This is a genomic window from Saccharothrix hoggarensis (assembly GCF_052936025.1).
The window spans coordinates 1,978,307-1,995,372 of record NZ_CP193624.1; the positions used below are offsets into that span (position 1 = coordinate 1,978,307).

The window sequence follows — 17,066 nt, forward strand, 5'->3', positions numbered from 1 at the left end:
GCCGCGGCGGCGAGCACCGCTCTCGGCACAGCAGTCACCCGCGGCGACGCGACCATCGGGGCCAATCCCAGGACACATGAGTCGTGCGCGAGGGCAGCGTGTGCAAGTAGAAAACCTCGCGAATGTCAGTGCTATCCGCCTGTGCGTCATCTCGACCTTCGTCCGGAACGAAAGGTCTTCCATGGACACCATCGCACCCCCTTCCAGTCGGCGGCGCATCCGCCCCCGGGTCGCCACCGCGATCATGGTGGTTGTCGCGATCCTGGTCTCGCTCGTCCAGGCGATCGTGGCCGCGGCCCCGGCCAGCGCGGCCTACATCGACACCAACGCCACCTACATCCTGGCCAACCGGCACAGCGGCAAGGTCCTGGAGGTCTTCAACCAGGGCACCGCCAACGGCGCCCCCATCGGCCAGTGGGCACGCAACAACAACGCCTGGCAACAGTGGCAGTTCGTCGACTCCGGCGGCGGCTACTACCGGCTGCGCTCCGTGCACAGCGGAAAGGTCCTCGACATCGCCGCCGCCTCCACCGCCGACGGCGCGAACGTCGCGCTGTGGACCGACCACAACGGCACCAACCAACAGTTCCGCGTCAGCGACAGCGAGGGCGGCCACATCCGCCTGATCAACCGCAACAGCGGCAAGGCCCTGGAGGTGTGGGGATGGTCCACCGCCGACGGCGGCCGCGTCTCCCAGTACACCGACCTGGGCGGCGCGAACCAGCAGTGGCAGCTCATCCGGACCGGCGACCGGCCTCCCTACCCTCGTCCCGGTCTGGTCACCGGTGACATCGGCGTGCACGACCCCACGGTGGTCAAGCGGTCCAACGGCACTTATCTCCTCGCGTCCACCGGGGACAACATTCCGCTGAAGACCTCCAACGACCGCACCGACTGGCGCAACGCGGGCTCGGCGTTCCCCGGCGGAGTCCCGTGGGCCCACCCGTACACGAACAACAGCAACCAGATATGGGCCCCCGACCTCACCTACGTCAACGGCCGGTACTACATGTACTACTCGGCCTCCAGCGTCGGCTCCTCGCGCTCGGCGATCTTCCTGGCCACCAGCACCACCGGCGCCGCGGGGTCGTGGAGGCATGAAGGCCTGATCTACGAGTCGCGCACCGGGGAGAACTTCAACGCCATCGACCCGACCCTGACCATCGACACCCAGGGCGGCTGGTGGCTGACCCTCGGCTCCTACTACTCCGGTCTCAAGCAGTTCCGGCTCGACCCGGTGACCGGCAAGCGCGCCGACTCGACCCTCATCAACATCGCCAGCCGGAACGCGCCATTCCCGCAGCTCCCCATCGAGGCGGCCACCCTCGTCCGCCACGGCGGCTACTACTACCTGTTCGTCTCCTTCGACTACTGCTGCCGGGGCGCCGCCAGCGACTACCGGATCATGGTGGGCCGCTCCACCTCGGTCAACGGCCCGTTCACCGACCGCGACGGGGTGTCGATGATGTCCGGCGGTGGCACGGAGATCCTGGCCGGTCGCGGCAACATCCACGGCCCCGGCCATCAGGAGTACCTGGACGACACCGACGGATCAATCCTCTTCTACCACTACTACGCCGACAACGGGAACCCGCTGCTCGGCATCAACAAACTCGGCTGGGACCAGAACGGCTGGCCGTACGTGTACTGAGCAATCGAGCCACGGGCGTACCGGCCGGCCGATCGAACGATTCCTGATCGGCCGGCCGGTAGCCGTTGGCAGGAAAGGCGCTGACATTCGCGTGGGGAAGGGACTGTCCACAGGTGACTGACAGGGCATCGGCACAGGCCCGGTCCTGCAGGCGTCCACAGTGGGCGGTTGCGCGCGACGGTCAGCGTTCGGGCGTTGGCACGATGCCGGTCTCGGAGGCTGCCCAGGAGGCGAGCAGCGACAGCGCCTGCGCGGTCGGCGAGTCGGGTTCGGCGGCGTAGATCGTCATGGTGAGGTCCGGCTCGGCCCGCAGTTCCGTGCTCTCGTACGCCAGGTCGAGGTCTCCGACGACGTGGTGGTGAAAGGTTTTCCTGCCGGTGCCGTGGATGCGGACGTTGTGCGCGCCCCAGCGGCGGCGGAACTCGTCGCTGCGGGTGGACAGCTCGCCCACGAGGTCGTGCAGGGCTTTGTCGTGCGGGTCGACGCCCGCGGCGGTGCGCAGGTTGGCCACGAGCATGTCGGCGGCGAGGTTCCAGTTCGGGTAGAAGCGGCGCGCGGCAGGGTCGAGGAAGGTGAACCGGCCGAAGTTCGGCACACCGGCTGAGTCGGTGTAGACGTCGCTGTACATCGCCCGGCCGAGCAGGTTCGCGGCGAGCAGGTCCTGACGCAGGTTCACGACGATCGCCGGAGCGGTGACGCTGTCGAGCGACCACCGCAGGCTGGGCCGGATCGCGCGCTGTTTCGGCTTGCGGGTGGGACGCAGCAGTGCACCGCTGCCGTTGGCCTCCTGAGCCAGGCGCAGCAGGTGTGCGCGCTCGGCGTCGTCCAGTCGCAAGGCGCGGGCGACTGCCTCCAGCACACCGGGGGAGACCCCGGCGAGCTGACCGCGCTCGAGTTTCGAGTAGTACTCCACGCTCATCCCGGCCAGCGCGGACACCTCGGTGCGGCGCAGCCCGGGGACGCGGCGCTGCCCCGCGGTCGGCAGGCCGGCCTGCTCGGGCGTGACCTTGGCACGCCGCGAGGTGAGGAAGTCGCGCACTTCGGCTCGGTTGTCGTCCACGGTCTCGACGGTACGACGCATCCCGCTGAACTGCGATGTACTGCCGGTACACCTGTGGCTGTTGTCTTCTCGGCGCTGCCCGCAGCGGGTTAGCTCGACCACCTGCCCCCACTGGTCTCCGCGCCGGCGGTGCCGGCCGACAGGGGGCGTGTCCGGCCCGGTGCGTCGCCAGGCGCGGGTCACCGCCGGCCTGGTCGTCACCGTGGTCTTCCCGACCACCGTGCCGGTCCGGAGTGGGGTGATCCGGTCAGGACCGGGCTTCGACGGTGACGCGTTCGGCGGTGGCGAGCCGTTCGGTGTCTTCGTCGTGGTCGAGGTGGCCCAGGATGACCAAGCCCGGCGAGTGCGGGCCGTCGCGGTAGAAGAGGGCCAGGTTGCCCCAGGGGGCGAAGTAGGCGAGGTCTCCCGCCTTCGGTGTGGCGGCTTCCGGGGCGTCGGAGGTGTCCAGCTTGCGGGGCGGGTAGGCGATCCGCTCGGTCTGGTGGAAGTCCTCCAGGTCCAAGGTGAGCGGGAGGAGGGTGACGAGATCGCGCGAGGTGGCGCCGGTGTTCAAGGTGGCGTCGATCGGGTGACCGTCGATCGTCAGGCGGATGGGCATGGCGGTGGTCCCCTCGGACGGTGCGGGCGGCGCCTCCGGCGTCGACGTCTGCTGACCGGAGCGTGGAGATGAGGCGTCCGGCGGAGGCGTCGAGCTGGTGCCGCAGGCAGGCACGGCCAGTACGGGCACGACCGCGGGAGCGATTCGTGGTAGTGCGCGGAGCACCCGGTTCTCCCTTGTTCACTCGGTCGGGGTTGCGGAGTGCTCCTGGTCGGCGACGGCGGCCGGCCAGTGCATGTCGATCCTCGTCCGTCAGGGCTTGAGGAGGGCTTTGACGGCGCGGCGTTCGTCCATGGCCCGATAGCCCTCGGCGACCTGGTCGAGGGGCAGGGTGAGGTCGAAGACCTTGCCGGGGTCGATCCGGCCGGACAGGACGCGGTCGATGAGGTCGGGCAGGTAGCGGCGCACGGGGGCCGGGCCGCCGCGCAGCCCGACGTGGGAGAAGAACAGCTCTTGGCCGTCGACGGCGACGTCGTGGGGGACGCCGACGAAGCCGACGTTGCCGCCGGGCCGTGCCGAGTGCAGGGCCTGCCGCATGGCCTGTGCGGTGCCGACGCATTCCAGGACGGAGTCGGCGCCGATGCCGCCGGTGAGGTCCTTGATCCGGGCGATGCCCTCCTCGCCGCGTTCGGTGACGATGTCGGTGGCGCCGAACTGCCGGGCGAGGTCCTGCCTGGAGGCGTGCCGCGACATGGCGATGATCCGTTCCGCGCCCATCTCCTTGGCCGCGATCACCCCGCACAGGCCGACCGCGCCGTCCCCGACGACCACGGCGGTCGAGCCGGGCCTGACCTCGGCGGCGTCGGCCGCCCACCAGCCGGTGCCCAGGACGTCGGACACGGCCAGCAGGCCGGGCCACAGCTGTTCGCCGGGCACCTCGTCGGTGGCCACCAGGGTTCCCTGGGCGTGGGGGATGCGCACGTACTCGGCCTGGCAGGTGCTCATGAACTCGCGGCGCAGGCAGTTCGACTGGAAGCCGTTGCGGCAGTTCGCGCAGGTGTTGTCCGAGGTCGCGAAGGAGCCGACGACGAACTGGCCCGGCTTGACCGAGGTGACCTCGGCGCCGACTTCCTCGACGAAACCCACGTACTCGTGGCCCATCGGGTGCGCGTCGCCGATCGGCTCCAGGCCGCGCCAGGGCCACAGGTCCGAACCGCACACGCAGGTGACAGCCGTGCGGATGATCGCGTCGGTCGGGTGGAGGATCTTCGGGTCGTCCAGGGTTTCCAAGCGGACGTCGCCGGGTGCGTGGATCACTGCTCCGCGCATGGGGGAGTCCTTCCGTGGTGAGGCGTGCGGTACGGGTGTACCGGCCGCCGAGTGCGGTCGCGGATCCGGCGCAGGCGGTGGGAAGCCGTTCCGGCGTCGGATGCGGCCCCACTGCCCGGCCGTGCTCACGACCGGGCGGCGAAGAGCCACGTTATCCAGGTAAGCCGCTCCTCGCCCGTTCAGCGAGTCACCACCGAGAGGTGTACCGGCAGTACACCCCCCAAGCCTTCCCGAGTGCCGCAGTCGCTCCCAGGGGCGACCACGATGGTCGCGTTGGCGTGAGCGGGACTCTCGTGCCGAGCACGTTCGCGTGGTGCCGGTGGGGTGACGCGCCGGGCCGCCGCAACGGGCGGAAACGGCCGGCTGTCCTGCGGCAAATCGGGGCGTGGTGGGAACTTTCGCCCACGGTGGCGCGAGCACCGCTCGGGGTATTGGGTTTCGCCACGTGGCATGTTAACGTTAACACAGCGTCCTCGAGTGGCGCGACCCGATTGTGATGCCGTTCACCGGCTGCACGGGTGCCCGGAGGCGTCGATGACGCCGGTCATCGCTCGGAATCCCACTGTCTGGCACGCGGGACGCAGTCCGCACGCCGCAGATTGGAAGTGATCAGGATCAGGACTTCACGCAATGGCCGACTGGCCCTTGGCGGCATGGTGGCCGCCAGTGTGCTCGTGGGTTCGATGGCGATCAGCCTGCCGCAGGCGAGTGCCGCGAACCCGGTGATCCCCGACCGGTTCGTCGCGGACCCCTCCGCGCACGTGTTCAACGGGCGGGTGCACCTCTACCTCACCGACGACCAGACCAACAGCGGCACCTACTGGGACTCGAGGTCCTGGCGGTCGTACTCGTCGTCCAACCTGGTGGACTGGACCGACCACGGTGACGTGTTCTCGGTGTCCGGGTTCTCCTGGGCGAGCCAGTACGCCTGGGCGCCCGGTGCGGCGGAGCGGAACGGTCGCTACTACCTCTACCTCCCCGTGGACCGGACGAAGATCGGTGTGGCGGTCTCGTCGTCGCCGACGGGCCCGTTCTCCGACGCCCGCGGCAACCCGCTCGTGGACCGGGCCCGGGACGTGAACGTCGGCGAGGAGCCCATCGACCCGATGATCTTCACCGACGGCGACGGATCGTCCTACATGTACTTCGGGACCCGGACGCCGAAGGTGGTCCGGTTGGGCGCGGACATGGTGTCCACGGCCGGGCCGATCACCGACGTCCGGGTGACCGGTTCGACGGTGTACGGCGAGGCTCCTCACCTGCACAAGGTCGGCGGCACCTACTACTTCACCTACTCGACCGGCTGGCCGGGCCAGATCCACTACGCCACCGGCACGTCGCCCCTGGGGCCGTTCACCTACCGCGGCGTGGTCCTGGACTACGTCAACGTCAGCACCAACCACCAGTCGATCGTGCAGTACCAGGGGGAGTGGTACATCGCCTACCACAAGAACGCCCGCGCCGGCGGCGGTGACTTCAAGAGGTCGGTCGTGATGGATCGCCTGCACCACAACGCGGACGGCACGATCCGCACGGTGACCCAGACCGCGGGCGGCGTCGGTCCGTTCTCGACGTTCACCGCGCAGCACAGCGGGCTCAGGCTCGACACGTCGGGCTCCTCGGTGCGGCAGGCGACCGCGTCGACCGCGCAGTCGCAGCACTGGCAGCTCCGCGCCAGGGCGGGCGGCTACGTCGAGGTGATCAACCGGGCCACCGGCTCGTGCCTGGACGTGTCGGGCAGTTCGACCGCGGACGGCGCGAGCGTGCTGCAGTACGGCTGCCACGGCGGTGACAACCAGCAGTGGACCGTGCGCCGGTTCGACGCCACCACGGTGTCACTGGTCAACCGCGCCAGCGGCAAGTGCCTCGACGTCCCGTCGTACAGCCCGACCGGCGGGACGCTGCTCGTCCAGTGGACGTGCACCGGCGGCACGAACCAGCGTTGGCGCCAGGCGCCTGCCTGACGGTTCGCGGCACGGGAAGCCCCGCCGCCCGCGTCACCGCGCGCGGCGGGGTGGCGCCGTGCTGTGGCGGATGACCAGATGGGTGGGCACCAGGCCCGGATCGGTGCCGTTCCCCGCATGGCGGATCTGCTGGAGCAGGCGCTGGACGCAGCGCCGCCCCACCTCGGCGAAGTCCTGGCGGACCGTGGTCAGCGGTGGGATGAAGTAGCCGGCGTCGGGGATGTCGTCGAACCCGACCACGCTGATGTCGTCGGGCACGGTGCGACCGTGTTCGTGGAAGGCGCGCAGCACGCCCAGCGCCATCTGGTCGTTGCCGACGAACACGGCGGTGCACCCTGGTCGTTCGGCCAGCCGCAGGCCGGCTTGGTAGCCGGAGGCAGCCGACCAGTCGCCCTGCTCGATGCGCGGAACGCGGCGGCCCGCCTCCTCCAGGGTCGTGCGCCAGGCGTGGGCGCGGCGTTCGGCGGAGAACGACCCGGCCGGACCGGCGACGTGCCAGACCGTGCGGTGGCCCAGGTCCAGCAGGTGGCGAACGGCCTGCCTCGCGCCGTCGTACTGGTCGCTGTCGACCACGGCGTAGTGGTCTCCCGCGTCGGAGTCGACCACGACGAGCTGCACGCCGGGCGGCAGCGTCACCGTGGCGGTGTCCAACAGGTGCACCTCCATGATCACGATGACCCCGTCCACCGCCAGTTCCTCCAGGCGGGTGAACGCCCCGAGCACGTCGTCCTGGGTCGGCCTCGCGACGGGGATGAGCGTGATCGCGTAGCCCTCCGCGGCGGCGTGGTCGGCGATCGCCTCGACCGTCCGGCTGTTGCCCGTGCTCGACAGCGTGAAGAGCACGACGCCGAGGGTGCGGAACTCGCCCATCCTCAGGGCGCGCGCGGCGCTGTTGGGGCGGTAACCGAGCTCTTTCATCGCGGCGAGCACGCGGTCACGGGTCGAGGGGATCACCCGGGGATGACCGGTGGACACCCGGGACACCGTCTGCGACGAGACACCGGCCAGTCTCGCCACGTCGCCGATGGACACCCCGCGTTTCGCGCGACCCCGGCGGCCGGAGGAGGCCGGTGGTGTCGTTCCTGACGATCTTTCCGCGGCGCTCATCGCCTACCACCTTCCTCGACGGGCGCCTGCTACTGACGCGTCGGGTCTTGACGACCGTGTGCCACGGTGACACTATCAGCCTGATGTTTACGTTAACATGGTCCGGCGTGCTCGTGCCGACCCTGTGGTGAACTTCCCGTCGATCGCTGTGCGCGTCATGGACGTCGCGATCGCGTGCCCACGGCCATGTTGACGTGAACATGAAGCGGGTGGTCGAGCCGATCGGCCACTCGTGGCGCACTCGAAACGTCAAGGAGCAGCAGTGGTCCCTCGTCCTGCCCCTCGCTGGCTACGCCGGCCCGACGCGACCGCCAGGGCGCGGCTGGCCTACGGCGCCGACTACAACCCGGAGCAGTGGCCCGCCGAGGTGTGGCACGACGACGTCCGGGCGATGCGGGCGGCCGGGGTGAACATCGTGTCCCTGGGGATCTTCTCGTGGGCGCGGCTCCAGCCAACCCGGGACGCCTACGACTTCACGTGGCTCGACACCGTCATGGACCTGCTGCACGCGGGCGGCATCGCCGTGGACCTCGCGACGGCGACGGCCTCGCCACCACCGTGGTTGACCACCGAGCACCCCGAGGTCCTGCCCGTGGACCGGACCGGCGCGACGGTGTGGCCGGGTGCTCGCCAGCACTGGCGGCCGACCTCGCCCGTCTTCCGCGAGCACGCGTTGCGCCTGGTGCGCGCCCTGGCCGAGCGGTACGCCGACCACCCGGCGCTGGCGGCCTGGCACGTGTCCAACGAGTTGGGCTGCCACAACGTCTACGACTACTCCGACGACGCCTCGCGTGCGTTCCGAACGTGGTTGCGGGCCCGGTACGGCGCGCTGGACGAGCTGAACTCCGCCTGGGGCACGGCGTTCTGGTCGCAGCACTACAGCGACTGGGACCAGGTCCTGCCTCCCCGGCAGGCGGCGGCGCACCCCAATCCGACGCAGCAGCTGGACTTCAAGCGCTTCTCCTCCGACGCGTTGAAGGACTACCTGCGGGCCGAGCGCGACCTCCTGAGGGCTGTCACCCCGGACGTGCCGGTCACGACGAACTTCATGGTCATGCGCGGCATCAAGGGCATGAACTACGCGGACTGGGCGGACGAGGTCGACTTCGTCTCCAACGACCACTACGTGCACCCCGGGCCGCAGGCGCTCGACGAGCTGTCGTTCTCGGCGAACCTGACCGGCAACCTCGCGCCGGGACGCCCCTGGTTCCTGATGGAGCACTCCACCAGCGCCGTCAACTGGCAACCCGTCAACCTGGCGAAACGGCCGGGCGAGCTGGCCCGCGACTCGCTGACCCACGTGGCCCACGGCGCCGACGCGGTGTGCTTCTTCCAGTGGCGGCAGTCGGTCGCCGGTGCGGAGAAGTACCACTCCGCGATGCTGCCGCACGCCGGGGAGGACAGCGAGGTCTTCCGCTCCGTCAAGGACCTCGGCCGGACCCTGGAGGAGCTCGCTCCTGTCGCGGGCACGGTGCGCCGCCCGGCCAAGGCCGCGATCCTCTTCGACTGGGAGTCCTGGTGGGCGTCCGAGCAGGACTCCCACCCGACCTCGCTCCTGGACTACCGCCAGGAAGCGCTCGACTGGTACTCGGCCTTCCTCGACCTCGGCGTCCGCGTCGACGTGGTGCCCGCGCACACGCCGCTCGACGGGTACGACGTGGTCGTCGCCCCGGTGCTGCACGTGGTCCCGGCGGCGTTGTCCGAGCGCCTGAACGCCTACGTCGCGAACGGGGGACACCTCGCGGTGACGTACTTCTCCGGCGTCGTCGACGAGAACGACCACGTCTGGACCGGTGGCCACCCCGGCGCGCTGAGGGAACTGCTGGGCATCCGGATCGAGGAGTTCGGCCCCCTGCCCGACGACCGGCGGGTCGACCTGGACAACGGCACGACCGGCACGATGTGGACCGACCGCATCGACGTCACCTCGGCCGAGGTGGAGGTCCTCGCCTGGTACAAGACCGGGGACCACGCGGATCGGCCCGCGATCACCAGGCGCGTCACGGCGACCGGGTCGGCCACGTACGTGTCCACCCGCCTCGGGGCCGTGGGCCTGCGTCCGGTGCTGGCGGAGCTGCTGGACGCGGCCGTCGTCCGCAGCGAACTCCCGCCGGAGGCCCGTGGCCGGGTCGAGCTGGCCGTCCGCGGTGGCCACGACGCGACCTTCTGGTTCCTGATCAACCGCACCCACGAGCCTGTCGACGTCCCCGACCTGGACGGCGACGTCGTCGTCGGCCCCGACGCCTCCGGGCGGCAGCTCGTCCTGCCACCGCGGGCGGTGGCCGTGCTCCGGCGACACGCCGAATGACCGTGCGCTGCACGAGAGAGGTCACGTGATGAGAATCCTGCGGCAGGCACCGCACTCACCGGTCCCCGCTTCGGGGCTGTCAACCGACGGCACACCGTTCCTCGAGGCAGCCGCGCCGGCTCCGGCGCGGCGAAGCGCGGGCAAGTCTCGCCGTCAGTGATGCCCGCGCAGTCATGTTTACGTGAGCATGGCGACGATCGCTCCGGTGGCCCGGCTTTCCGCCTCCAGCTCCGGACCACCACCACGAGAACCGAACAATCCCGATTGGACAGCCCGTGAACACGAAGAAGTGGCTCGCGAGGGCCGTGACCGCGGTGATGGGAGTGGCGTTGTTGGCCATCCCCACCGTTCCCGCCGGGGCAGTCAGCCCGACCCCGCGAACGCTCTACCAACTGCCCGCCAACGCGCAGTGCACCAAGGGCCTCGGCAACTGCGCGATCTACTCCAAGTCGGCGGCGCTCCCGAGCGGCCGCCTGGTCGCCGGCTTCGAACGGGCCCTCGTCGGCCCGACCGGCACGGCGGTCGGTCAGGTCATCCCCGTGTACAAGAGCGACGACGACGGCACCACGTGGCAGCCACTGGCCGAGGTGCGGGCGCCGGCGTACATGTCGAGCAACCCCGCGTACGCGAAGTACACGAGCAACTGGGGCAGCCCGTTCTTCTACACCCTTCCCCAGAACGTCGGAAACCTGAGCGCGGGCACGTTGCTGCTGGCGACGACCGTGACGGGGGAGGACCACTACTTCACCGAGCAGAAGGCCGCCGACCCGAACTGGGTGCCGACCAACGACGGTGACCGCCGCGACATGGCGACCGCCCTGTACTCCAGCACCGACCAGGGCGCGTCCTGGAACTTCCTCAACATCATCACCACGGCCGGGTGGCAGGGCGGCAGCGCCGGCGCCATCGGCCAGCGCATCGCCCGCGCCAACACCTACCGCCAGGTCGATCCCGTCTGGGAGCCGTACCTGATGGTGTACAACAACCAGCTCGTCGCCTACTACTCGGACGAGAACGACTTCACCGGCTACAACCCCTCGACCGGTGTCCTGACCATGCGCCCCGACAACGCCACCGCACCCGACTCCCACGGACAGGTCATCGCCCACCGGACCTGGAACGGCTACACCTCCAGCGGGTGGAGCGCACCCGTGGTGGACGTCGCGGGCCTCACCGAGACCGTTGCCGGTGTCAGCCAGATCGGCGGCGGACGTCCGGGCATGCCGAACGTGGTGCCGACCTCCGACGGCCGGTGGATGATGACGTACGAGTACTTCGGCGGCGGCGACAACGTGCGCTACAAGATCTCGTCGAACCCGCTGGACTTCCGCTCGGTGGGCGGTGCGGCGGGAACCAACATCAGCGCGCTCCCGGTCACCGCCGGTTCCCCCACGCTCACCACCGGTGGAAGCCCGGTCGTCATCCGCCTGCCCGACGGCCGGCTGATGTTCAACGCATCCGGCAGCGGCGACGTCTGGGTCAACCCCAGCGGCAGCAGCACCGGCCCCTGGACGCGGCAGCGCACCACCATCCAGGCGGGCTACTTCCGCAACCTCACGTACGTGCCGCGCACCGGCCGGGTGCTGATCCTCTCCGGAGCGGGCACCATCAGCCACGCCGACATCGACTTCGGGCGATCCGCCGGGGCGTACTACAAGCTGGTCAACCGGCAGAGCGGCAAGGTGCTCGACGCGTTCGGCGCCGACCTGGCCGACGGCGCGAACCTCGTGCAGTGGCCCGACAACGGCGGCTTCAACCAGCACTGGCACGTCACGGACACCGGTGACGGCTACCGGACGTTGCTCAACCGCAACAGCGGCCGGGCGGTGTCCATCTACGGCGGGAGCACGGCCGACGCGGCGCACGCGGCGCAGTGGGTGCAGAACACCGCGTTCGACCAGTCGTTCCGGCTCGAACCGGTGGGCGCCTACTACAAGATCCGCGCCCGCCACAGCGGCAAGCTCCTGAGCGTCGGTGGTGGATCCACCGCCGACGGCGCGCAGGTCATCCAGTGGCCGGACGTGAACGGCCTCGAACAGCAGTGGTCGCTCGTCCAGGTGTCGAGCTAGTCGACGGCTGACGCGCACACCGCCGAAGCGCCAGGGGGAGGTCACCGGGTTCGACCGGCGGCCTTCCCGTGGCGGCGCGGACGCACACGCCTCCCCGGACATCCCGGTCGATCCTGCCGGGCGTTCTCCTCGGGAATGAGGAATCGATGTTCGAAAGAGTCAACGACGACACTTTCCACGCTGCCCGGCACCGGACCCGGGGTCGTGGCCTCGCCATCACCTGCGTGCTGACGCTGGTGGCGACGGCGCTGCTCCACCTCGCCGGCACCACCCCGGCCACCGCGCTCAGCGGCGACGTCGTGGCACACGACCCGAGCGTCATGAAGGTCGGCAACTGCTACTACTCCTTCGCCACCGACGCGCCCACGATCTCCGTGCGCCGGACGTGCGCCGGGAACGCGGCCACCGGCTGGACCCGGATCGCCAACGTGTGGGGGTCCACGCCGCGCTGGATCATCGACCGGCTCGGCGAGAACCCCACGCACATCTGGGCGCCCGACATCACGTTCTTCAACAACCGGTACTACCTGTATTACGCCGCCTCGATTCCCGGCAAGGGTTACTACGCGGTCATGGGCCTGCTCACCTCGAACAGCATCGAAGGCCCGTGGACGGACCAGGGCATGATCACCGACAGGGACTACCCGATCGACCCGGCGGTGGAGTGGGGTCAGGACGGTCGCCTCTACGTGGCCTGGGGTTCCTGGTACGGCACGTACATGCGGGTGCTCGACCCGGCCACGGGCAAGTTGTCCACGAGCGACACCAGGACGTGGCGGGTGGCCAACGGCATCGAGGGCCAGACCTTTATGTACCGCGACGGGTACTACTACCTGTTCGGCTCGGAGGGCAGCTGTTGCATCGGGACCAACAGCACCTACTACACCGTCGTCGGCCGGTCCACGAGCATCACCGGGCCGTACCTCGACCGGAGCGGCGTGCCGATGACCGCCCCTGAAGGCGGCACGGTGGTCATGCGCGGCGCGTGGCCGAAGGTCGGCGCGGGCGGCGCGGACGTCTACGACGACGGAGCCGAGAAGTACCTCGCCTACCACTACTACAACGGCAACGTGAACGGCCGCCCCGAGCTGGACATCCGCCACATCTCGATGGTCAACGGGTGGCCGGTCCTGTCGGCGCCGCTCGATTCCCGCAGCAACCACCTGGTCAACCAGAACAGCAACATGTGCGCCGACGTGTGGGGCAGCAGCACCGCCGACGGCGCGGCGGTCAACCAGTACGGCTGCCACAGCGCAGCCAACCAGTTCTGGACGGTGACGCGGGTGGGTGACAACTACAGGCTCGTGAGCGCCGGCAGCGGCAAGTGCCTGGCGATCGCCGGCGGCTCCACCGCCAGCGGGGCGGCCGCCGTGCAGCAGACGTGCAACAGCAGCACGGCGCAGCTGTGGACGAGGACGCCGACGATCGGCGGCTACTTCACCCTGGCCAACGTCAACAGCCGGCAGTGCCTCGAGCTCAGCGCGTTCTCCACGACCGCCGGGACCGCACTGACCCAGTACGCCTGCAACGGTGGCGCCAACCAGCAGTGGTTGCTGGTGTAGGACCACGGCCGGTCGCCCGCCGCGACAGCAGCGGCGGGCGACCGGCGACGCCCTCATCCCCCTCCCCACGACCAATCCGTGAAAGGCCCGCCCCATGCCCTCCGAGAGACGACCGCGCCGCACCCTCGCGGTGCTGGTGGTCGCAGCCGCGGCGCTGGCCGGCTGCGGGTCCGCCGACGAGCAGCCGACCGGTGCGGCAGCGGTGCGGGCAGCGCTGGACCAGCCGACCACGCTGACCTTCTGGACTTGGGTGCCCAACATCGAGAAGGCGGTCGACAAGTTCGAGACCGCGCACCCCAAGATCAAGATCGACGTGGTCAACGCCGGTCAGGGGCCGGACCACTACCTCAGGCTCCAGAACACGCTCAACACCAAGGTCGGTGCACCCGACCTGGCCCAGATCGAGTACTTCGCCCTGCCGCAGTTCGCGACCTCCGGCCAGATCGCCGACCTCACCCCGTACGGGGTGGCGGACCTCGAAGAGCGGTTCACCGCGTCGGCGTGGTCACAAGTCGTGGTGGACGACAAGGTCTACGGCATCCCCCAGGACACAGGGCCGATGGTGATGTTCTACCGGAAGGACGTCTTCGACCGGCTGGGCCTGGAGCCACCCGGGACGTGGGACGAGTACCGCAGGACCGCCCAGCGCCTCAAGCGCGACCGACCAGGCACCTACGTCACCTCCTTGGACCCGGTGGACTTCGGCACAGTGGGCGGTCTGATCTGGCAGGCGGGCGGAAGGCCGTTCGCCAACCGGCCGAACAGGTCGATCGGGGTCAACCTCACCGCGGATGCCGGCGTCGACGCGTTCGCCGAGGTGTGGGGAGCGATGCTGGACGACGGCACGGTCGAGCCCGTCACCGAGTGGACGGACGAGTGGTGGACCTCCATGGCGGAGGGCAGGTACGCCACGTGGTTCGCAGGCGCGTGGGGGCTGGCGAACCTGGAGAAGTCGATCCCGCGGACGAGTGGGCAGTGGGCGGTCGCCCCGATGCCGCAGTGGAACGCGGCCGAACCGACGGCCGGGGAGCACGGTGGCTCCTCGGTCGCGGTCACGGCCGAGAGCGAGAAGAAGGCCGCCGCGGTCGCCTTCGCCCAGTGGCTCAACTCCGACCCCGAGGGTGCGGCGTCGCTGAACGCCGACGTGCGCCTGTTCCCGGCGACCAAGGCCCTGCTGGACGATCCCGCGTTCCGCGAGCAGCCCGTCCCCTTCTTCGGCGGCCAACCCGCGAACCAGGTGTTCGCCGAGGCGTCGCGGCGAGTGGGCACCGGCTGGCAGTACCTGCCCTACCAGGAGTACGCCAACACGGTCTTCGACAACACCGTCGGGAAGGCGATCACCGGTGAGTCGGACCTGAGGACGGGCTTGGGCCAGTGGCAGGAATCCATCACCCGGTACGGCCATGAACACGGCTTCACCGTGTCGGGCCGCTGACGGTGTGTCAAGAAGTGGTTCTCCACCGTCACTCCGACTGGCATCTCTATCGCGAGTGGACGGCGGAATCCGGAATGCCACCCGACTGAATCGACGCTCCACACTGGACACGTCGTGGTCCCGGGGTTAGCGTCAACGAGGAATGTTAACGTGAACATGACCTGCCGCAGTGCTGGTCGACAGGAGTGACGATGACGTCCATCTCGCCGCCGGTCCAGGTTCCGCCGGCACGTTCGGCGCGCCCGACCCGCGGGCCCTCTCGTCGCCTGCGCGTGGATCGCCGAGGTTGGGTGTTCGTCGCGCCGTTCCTGCTGGTGTTCGCCTTGGTGTTCCTGGCGCCGATCGCCTATGCGATGTGGTTGAGCCTGTTCCGCGAGCAGGTGTTCTTCGGCGGCACGGAGTTCGTGGGACTGGACAACTACGCGGCCGTGCTGGGCGACGCGAAGTTCTGGGAGTCGTTCCTGCGGGTGCTGGTGTTCCTGCTGGTGCAGGTGCCGGTGATGCTGGGGTTGGCGCTGGTGGCCGCGTTGGCGATCGACAGCGCGCGGCTGCACGCGGCGGGGCTGTTCCGGATCGTGATCTTCCTGCCGTACGCGGTGCCGGGTGTGGTGGCGGCGCTGATGTGGGGGTTCATCTACGGCGACAACTTCGGCCTGGCCGCGGACCTCAATGAGCTGCTCGGGCGCAAGGCCGTCGAGCCGTTGTCGGGCGACTGGGTCCTCGCCTCGATCGGCAACATCGTGACCTGGGAGTTCGTCGGCTACAACATGCTGATCCTGTACTCGGCGCTCAAGGTCGTGCCGCACGACTTGTACGAGGCCGCGGCGATCGACGGCGCGGGGACGTTCCGGATCGTCCGCAGCATCAAGCTGCCCGCCATCCGCGGTGCGTTGATGATCGCCACGATCTTCTCGATCATCGGCAGCTTCCAGCTGTTCAACGAGCCCAACATCCTGCGGTCGTTGGCCCCCAACGCGATCAGCACCTACTACACGCCCAACATGTACGCCTACAACCTCTCCTTCAGCGGCCAGCAGTACAACTACTCGGCCACCGTCGCGATCGTCATGGGCGTCATCACCGCGATCATCGCCTACGTCGTGCAGCTGCGCGGCTCCCGGAAGGGTGTGTGAGCACCGTGGTGACGACCCACTCCCCGCTCCGGCCACGCAAGTCCAGGGTGCTGACCGCGGCGATGGCGGTGTACCTGCTGTACACGCTGGTGCCGCTGGCGTGGCTGCTGATCAGCGCCACCAAGACCCAGCAAGACCTGCTGACCACGTCCGGTTTCGAGCCGGGCGGCAGCTTCGCGCTGCTGGACAACATCACCGGGACGTTCACCCACGACGGCGGGATCTTCCTGCGGTGGCTGGGCAACACCCTGCTGTACGTCGTGGTGGGCGCGGGCGGCGCGACGGTGCTGGCCACCGCCGCGGGCTACGGCCTGGCCAAGTACCGCTTCCGCGGCCGCCGCGCCGTGTTCGCCGTGCTGCTGGGCGCGATCGCGATCCCCGGCACGGCGCTGGCGGTGCCGACGTTCCTGATGTTCAGCAACCTCGGGCTGACCAACACCCCGTGGGCGATCATCATCCCGTCGCTGGTCAGCCCGTTCGGCCTGTACCTGGTGTGGACCTACACCGTCGAGGCCGTCCCCGACGAGCTGCTGGAGGCCGCCCGCATCGACGGCGCGGGCGAGGTCCGCATCTTCCTCACCGTCACCCTGCGCCTGCTGCTGCCCGGCGTGGTCACCGTCGCGCTGTTCGCCGTGGTGTCGACCTGGAACAACTACTTCCTGCCGCTGATCATGCTCAGCGAACCCGACTGGTACCCGCTGACCGTGGGCCTGAACCAGTGGAGCGCCCAAGCCGCCGGGGTCGGCGCACAGCCGATCTACCACCTGGTCATCACCGGCTCGGTCATCACCATCGTCCCGCTCGTCATCGCGTTCCTGCTGCTCCAGCGCTTCTGGCAGTCAGGCCTGACCGCGGGCAGCGTCAAGCAGTGACACCGGTTCGTCCTCCACGACCAACACCCCTCATCACC

The 17,066-nt window shown here is 69.5% G+C and carries 12 protein-coding genes; 8 read left to right on the top strand and 4 right to left on the bottom strand.

What is annotated here, in order from left to right:
• Positions 1 to 181: 181 nt before the first annotated feature.
• Positions 182 to 1,651 (top strand): family 43 glycosylhydrolase, encoded by a 1,470-nt coding sequence (locus ACRAKH_RS09695; RefSeq protein WP_380723359.1) that lies wholly within the window; start codon positions 182 to 184, stop codon positions 1,649 to 1,651.
• A gap of 181 nt (positions 1,652 to 1,832) precedes the next feature.
• Here the strand turns inward: ACRAKH_RS09695 and ACRAKH_RS09700 are convergent, their stop codons facing one another.
• From ACRAKH_RS09700 to ACRAKH_RS09710, 3 genes are all read right to left on the bottom strand, one after another.
• Complete coding sequence (locus tag ACRAKH_RS09700; protein ID WP_447009752.1) at positions 1,833 to 2,711, bottom strand: helix-turn-helix transcriptional regulator; 879 nt, start codon at positions 2,709 to 2,711, stop codon at positions 1,833 to 1,835.
• Between the two features lie 247 nt (positions 2,712 to 2,958).
• Positions 2,959 to 3,309: a cyclophilin-like fold protein gene (locus ACRAKH_RS09705; RefSeq protein ID WP_380721152.1), complete on the bottom strand. Its 351-nt coding sequence runs from the start codon at positions 3,307 to 3,309 to the stop codon at positions 2,959 to 2,961.
• A 252-nt stretch (positions 3,310 to 3,561) separates the two neighbouring features.
• Positions 3,562 to 4,578 carry a zinc-dependent alcohol dehydrogenase family protein gene (locus ACRAKH_RS09710; protein WP_380721155.1) on the bottom strand — a complete coding sequence of 339 codons (1,017 nt, stop codon included), beginning with the start codon at positions 4,576 to 4,578 and terminating at the stop codon, positions 3,562 to 3,564.
• Between the two features lie 653 nt (positions 4,579 to 5,231).
• Between ACRAKH_RS09710 and ACRAKH_RS09715 the strand changes: the two genes are divergently transcribed.
• On the top strand, positions 5,232 to 6,542 hold the full coding sequence (locus ACRAKH_RS09715) for an RICIN domain-containing protein (protein ID WP_380721158.1): 1,311 nt from the start codon (positions 5,232 to 5,234) through the stop codon (positions 6,540 to 6,542).
• Positions 6,543 to 6,575: 33 nt separating this feature from the next.
• Here ACRAKH_RS09715 and ACRAKH_RS09720 read toward each other — a convergent pair whose 3' ends face one another.
• Positions 6,576 to 7,649, bottom strand: coding sequence for a LacI family DNA-binding transcriptional regulator (locus tag ACRAKH_RS09720; RefSeq protein ID WP_380721161.1), 1,074 nt, complete (start codon positions 7,647 to 7,649; stop codon positions 6,576 to 6,578).
• 262 nt (positions 7,650 to 7,911) lie between these two features.
• Here ACRAKH_RS09720 and ACRAKH_RS09725 point away from each other — a divergent pair, with 262 nt between their 5' ends.
• From ACRAKH_RS09725 to ACRAKH_RS09750, 6 genes are all read left to right on the top strand, one after another.
• The gene (locus ACRAKH_RS09725) at positions 7,912 to 9,957 is read left to right on the top strand and encodes a beta-galactosidase (RefSeq protein WP_380721164.1); all 2,046 of its coding nucleotides are present in this window, start codon (positions 7,912 to 7,914) and stop codon (positions 9,955 to 9,957) included.
• Between the two features lie 275 nt (positions 9,958 to 10,232).
• Complete coding sequence (locus ACRAKH_RS09730) at positions 10,233 to 12,026, top strand: RICIN domain-containing protein (RefSeq protein ID WP_380721167.1); 1,794 nt, start codon at positions 10,233 to 10,235, stop codon at positions 12,024 to 12,026.
• 146 nt (positions 12,027 to 12,172) lie between these two features.
• Positions 12,173 to 13,588 (top strand): RICIN domain-containing protein, encoded by a 1,416-nt coding sequence (locus ACRAKH_RS09735; RefSeq protein WP_380721170.1) that lies wholly within the window; start codon positions 12,173 to 12,175, stop codon positions 13,586 to 13,588.
• A gap of 94 nt (positions 13,589 to 13,682) precedes the next feature.
• On the top strand, positions 13,683 to 15,023 hold the full coding sequence (locus ACRAKH_RS09740) for an ABC transporter substrate-binding protein (protein ID WP_380721173.1): 1,341 nt from the start codon (positions 13,683 to 13,685) through the stop codon (positions 15,021 to 15,023).
• 290 nt (positions 15,024 to 15,313) lie between these two features.
• Entirely contained in the window at positions 15,314 to 16,156 is an 843-nt protein-coding gene (locus ACRAKH_RS09745; RefSeq protein WP_380721176.1) for a carbohydrate ABC transporter permease, read from the top strand.
• Between the two features lie 62 nt (positions 16,157 to 16,218).
• Positions 16,219 to 17,028 (top strand): carbohydrate ABC transporter permease, encoded by an 810-nt coding sequence (locus tag ACRAKH_RS09750; RefSeq protein ID WP_380721244.1) that lies wholly within the window; start codon positions 16,219 to 16,221, stop codon positions 17,026 to 17,028.
• Positions 17,029 to 17,066: the final 38 nt, after the last annotated feature.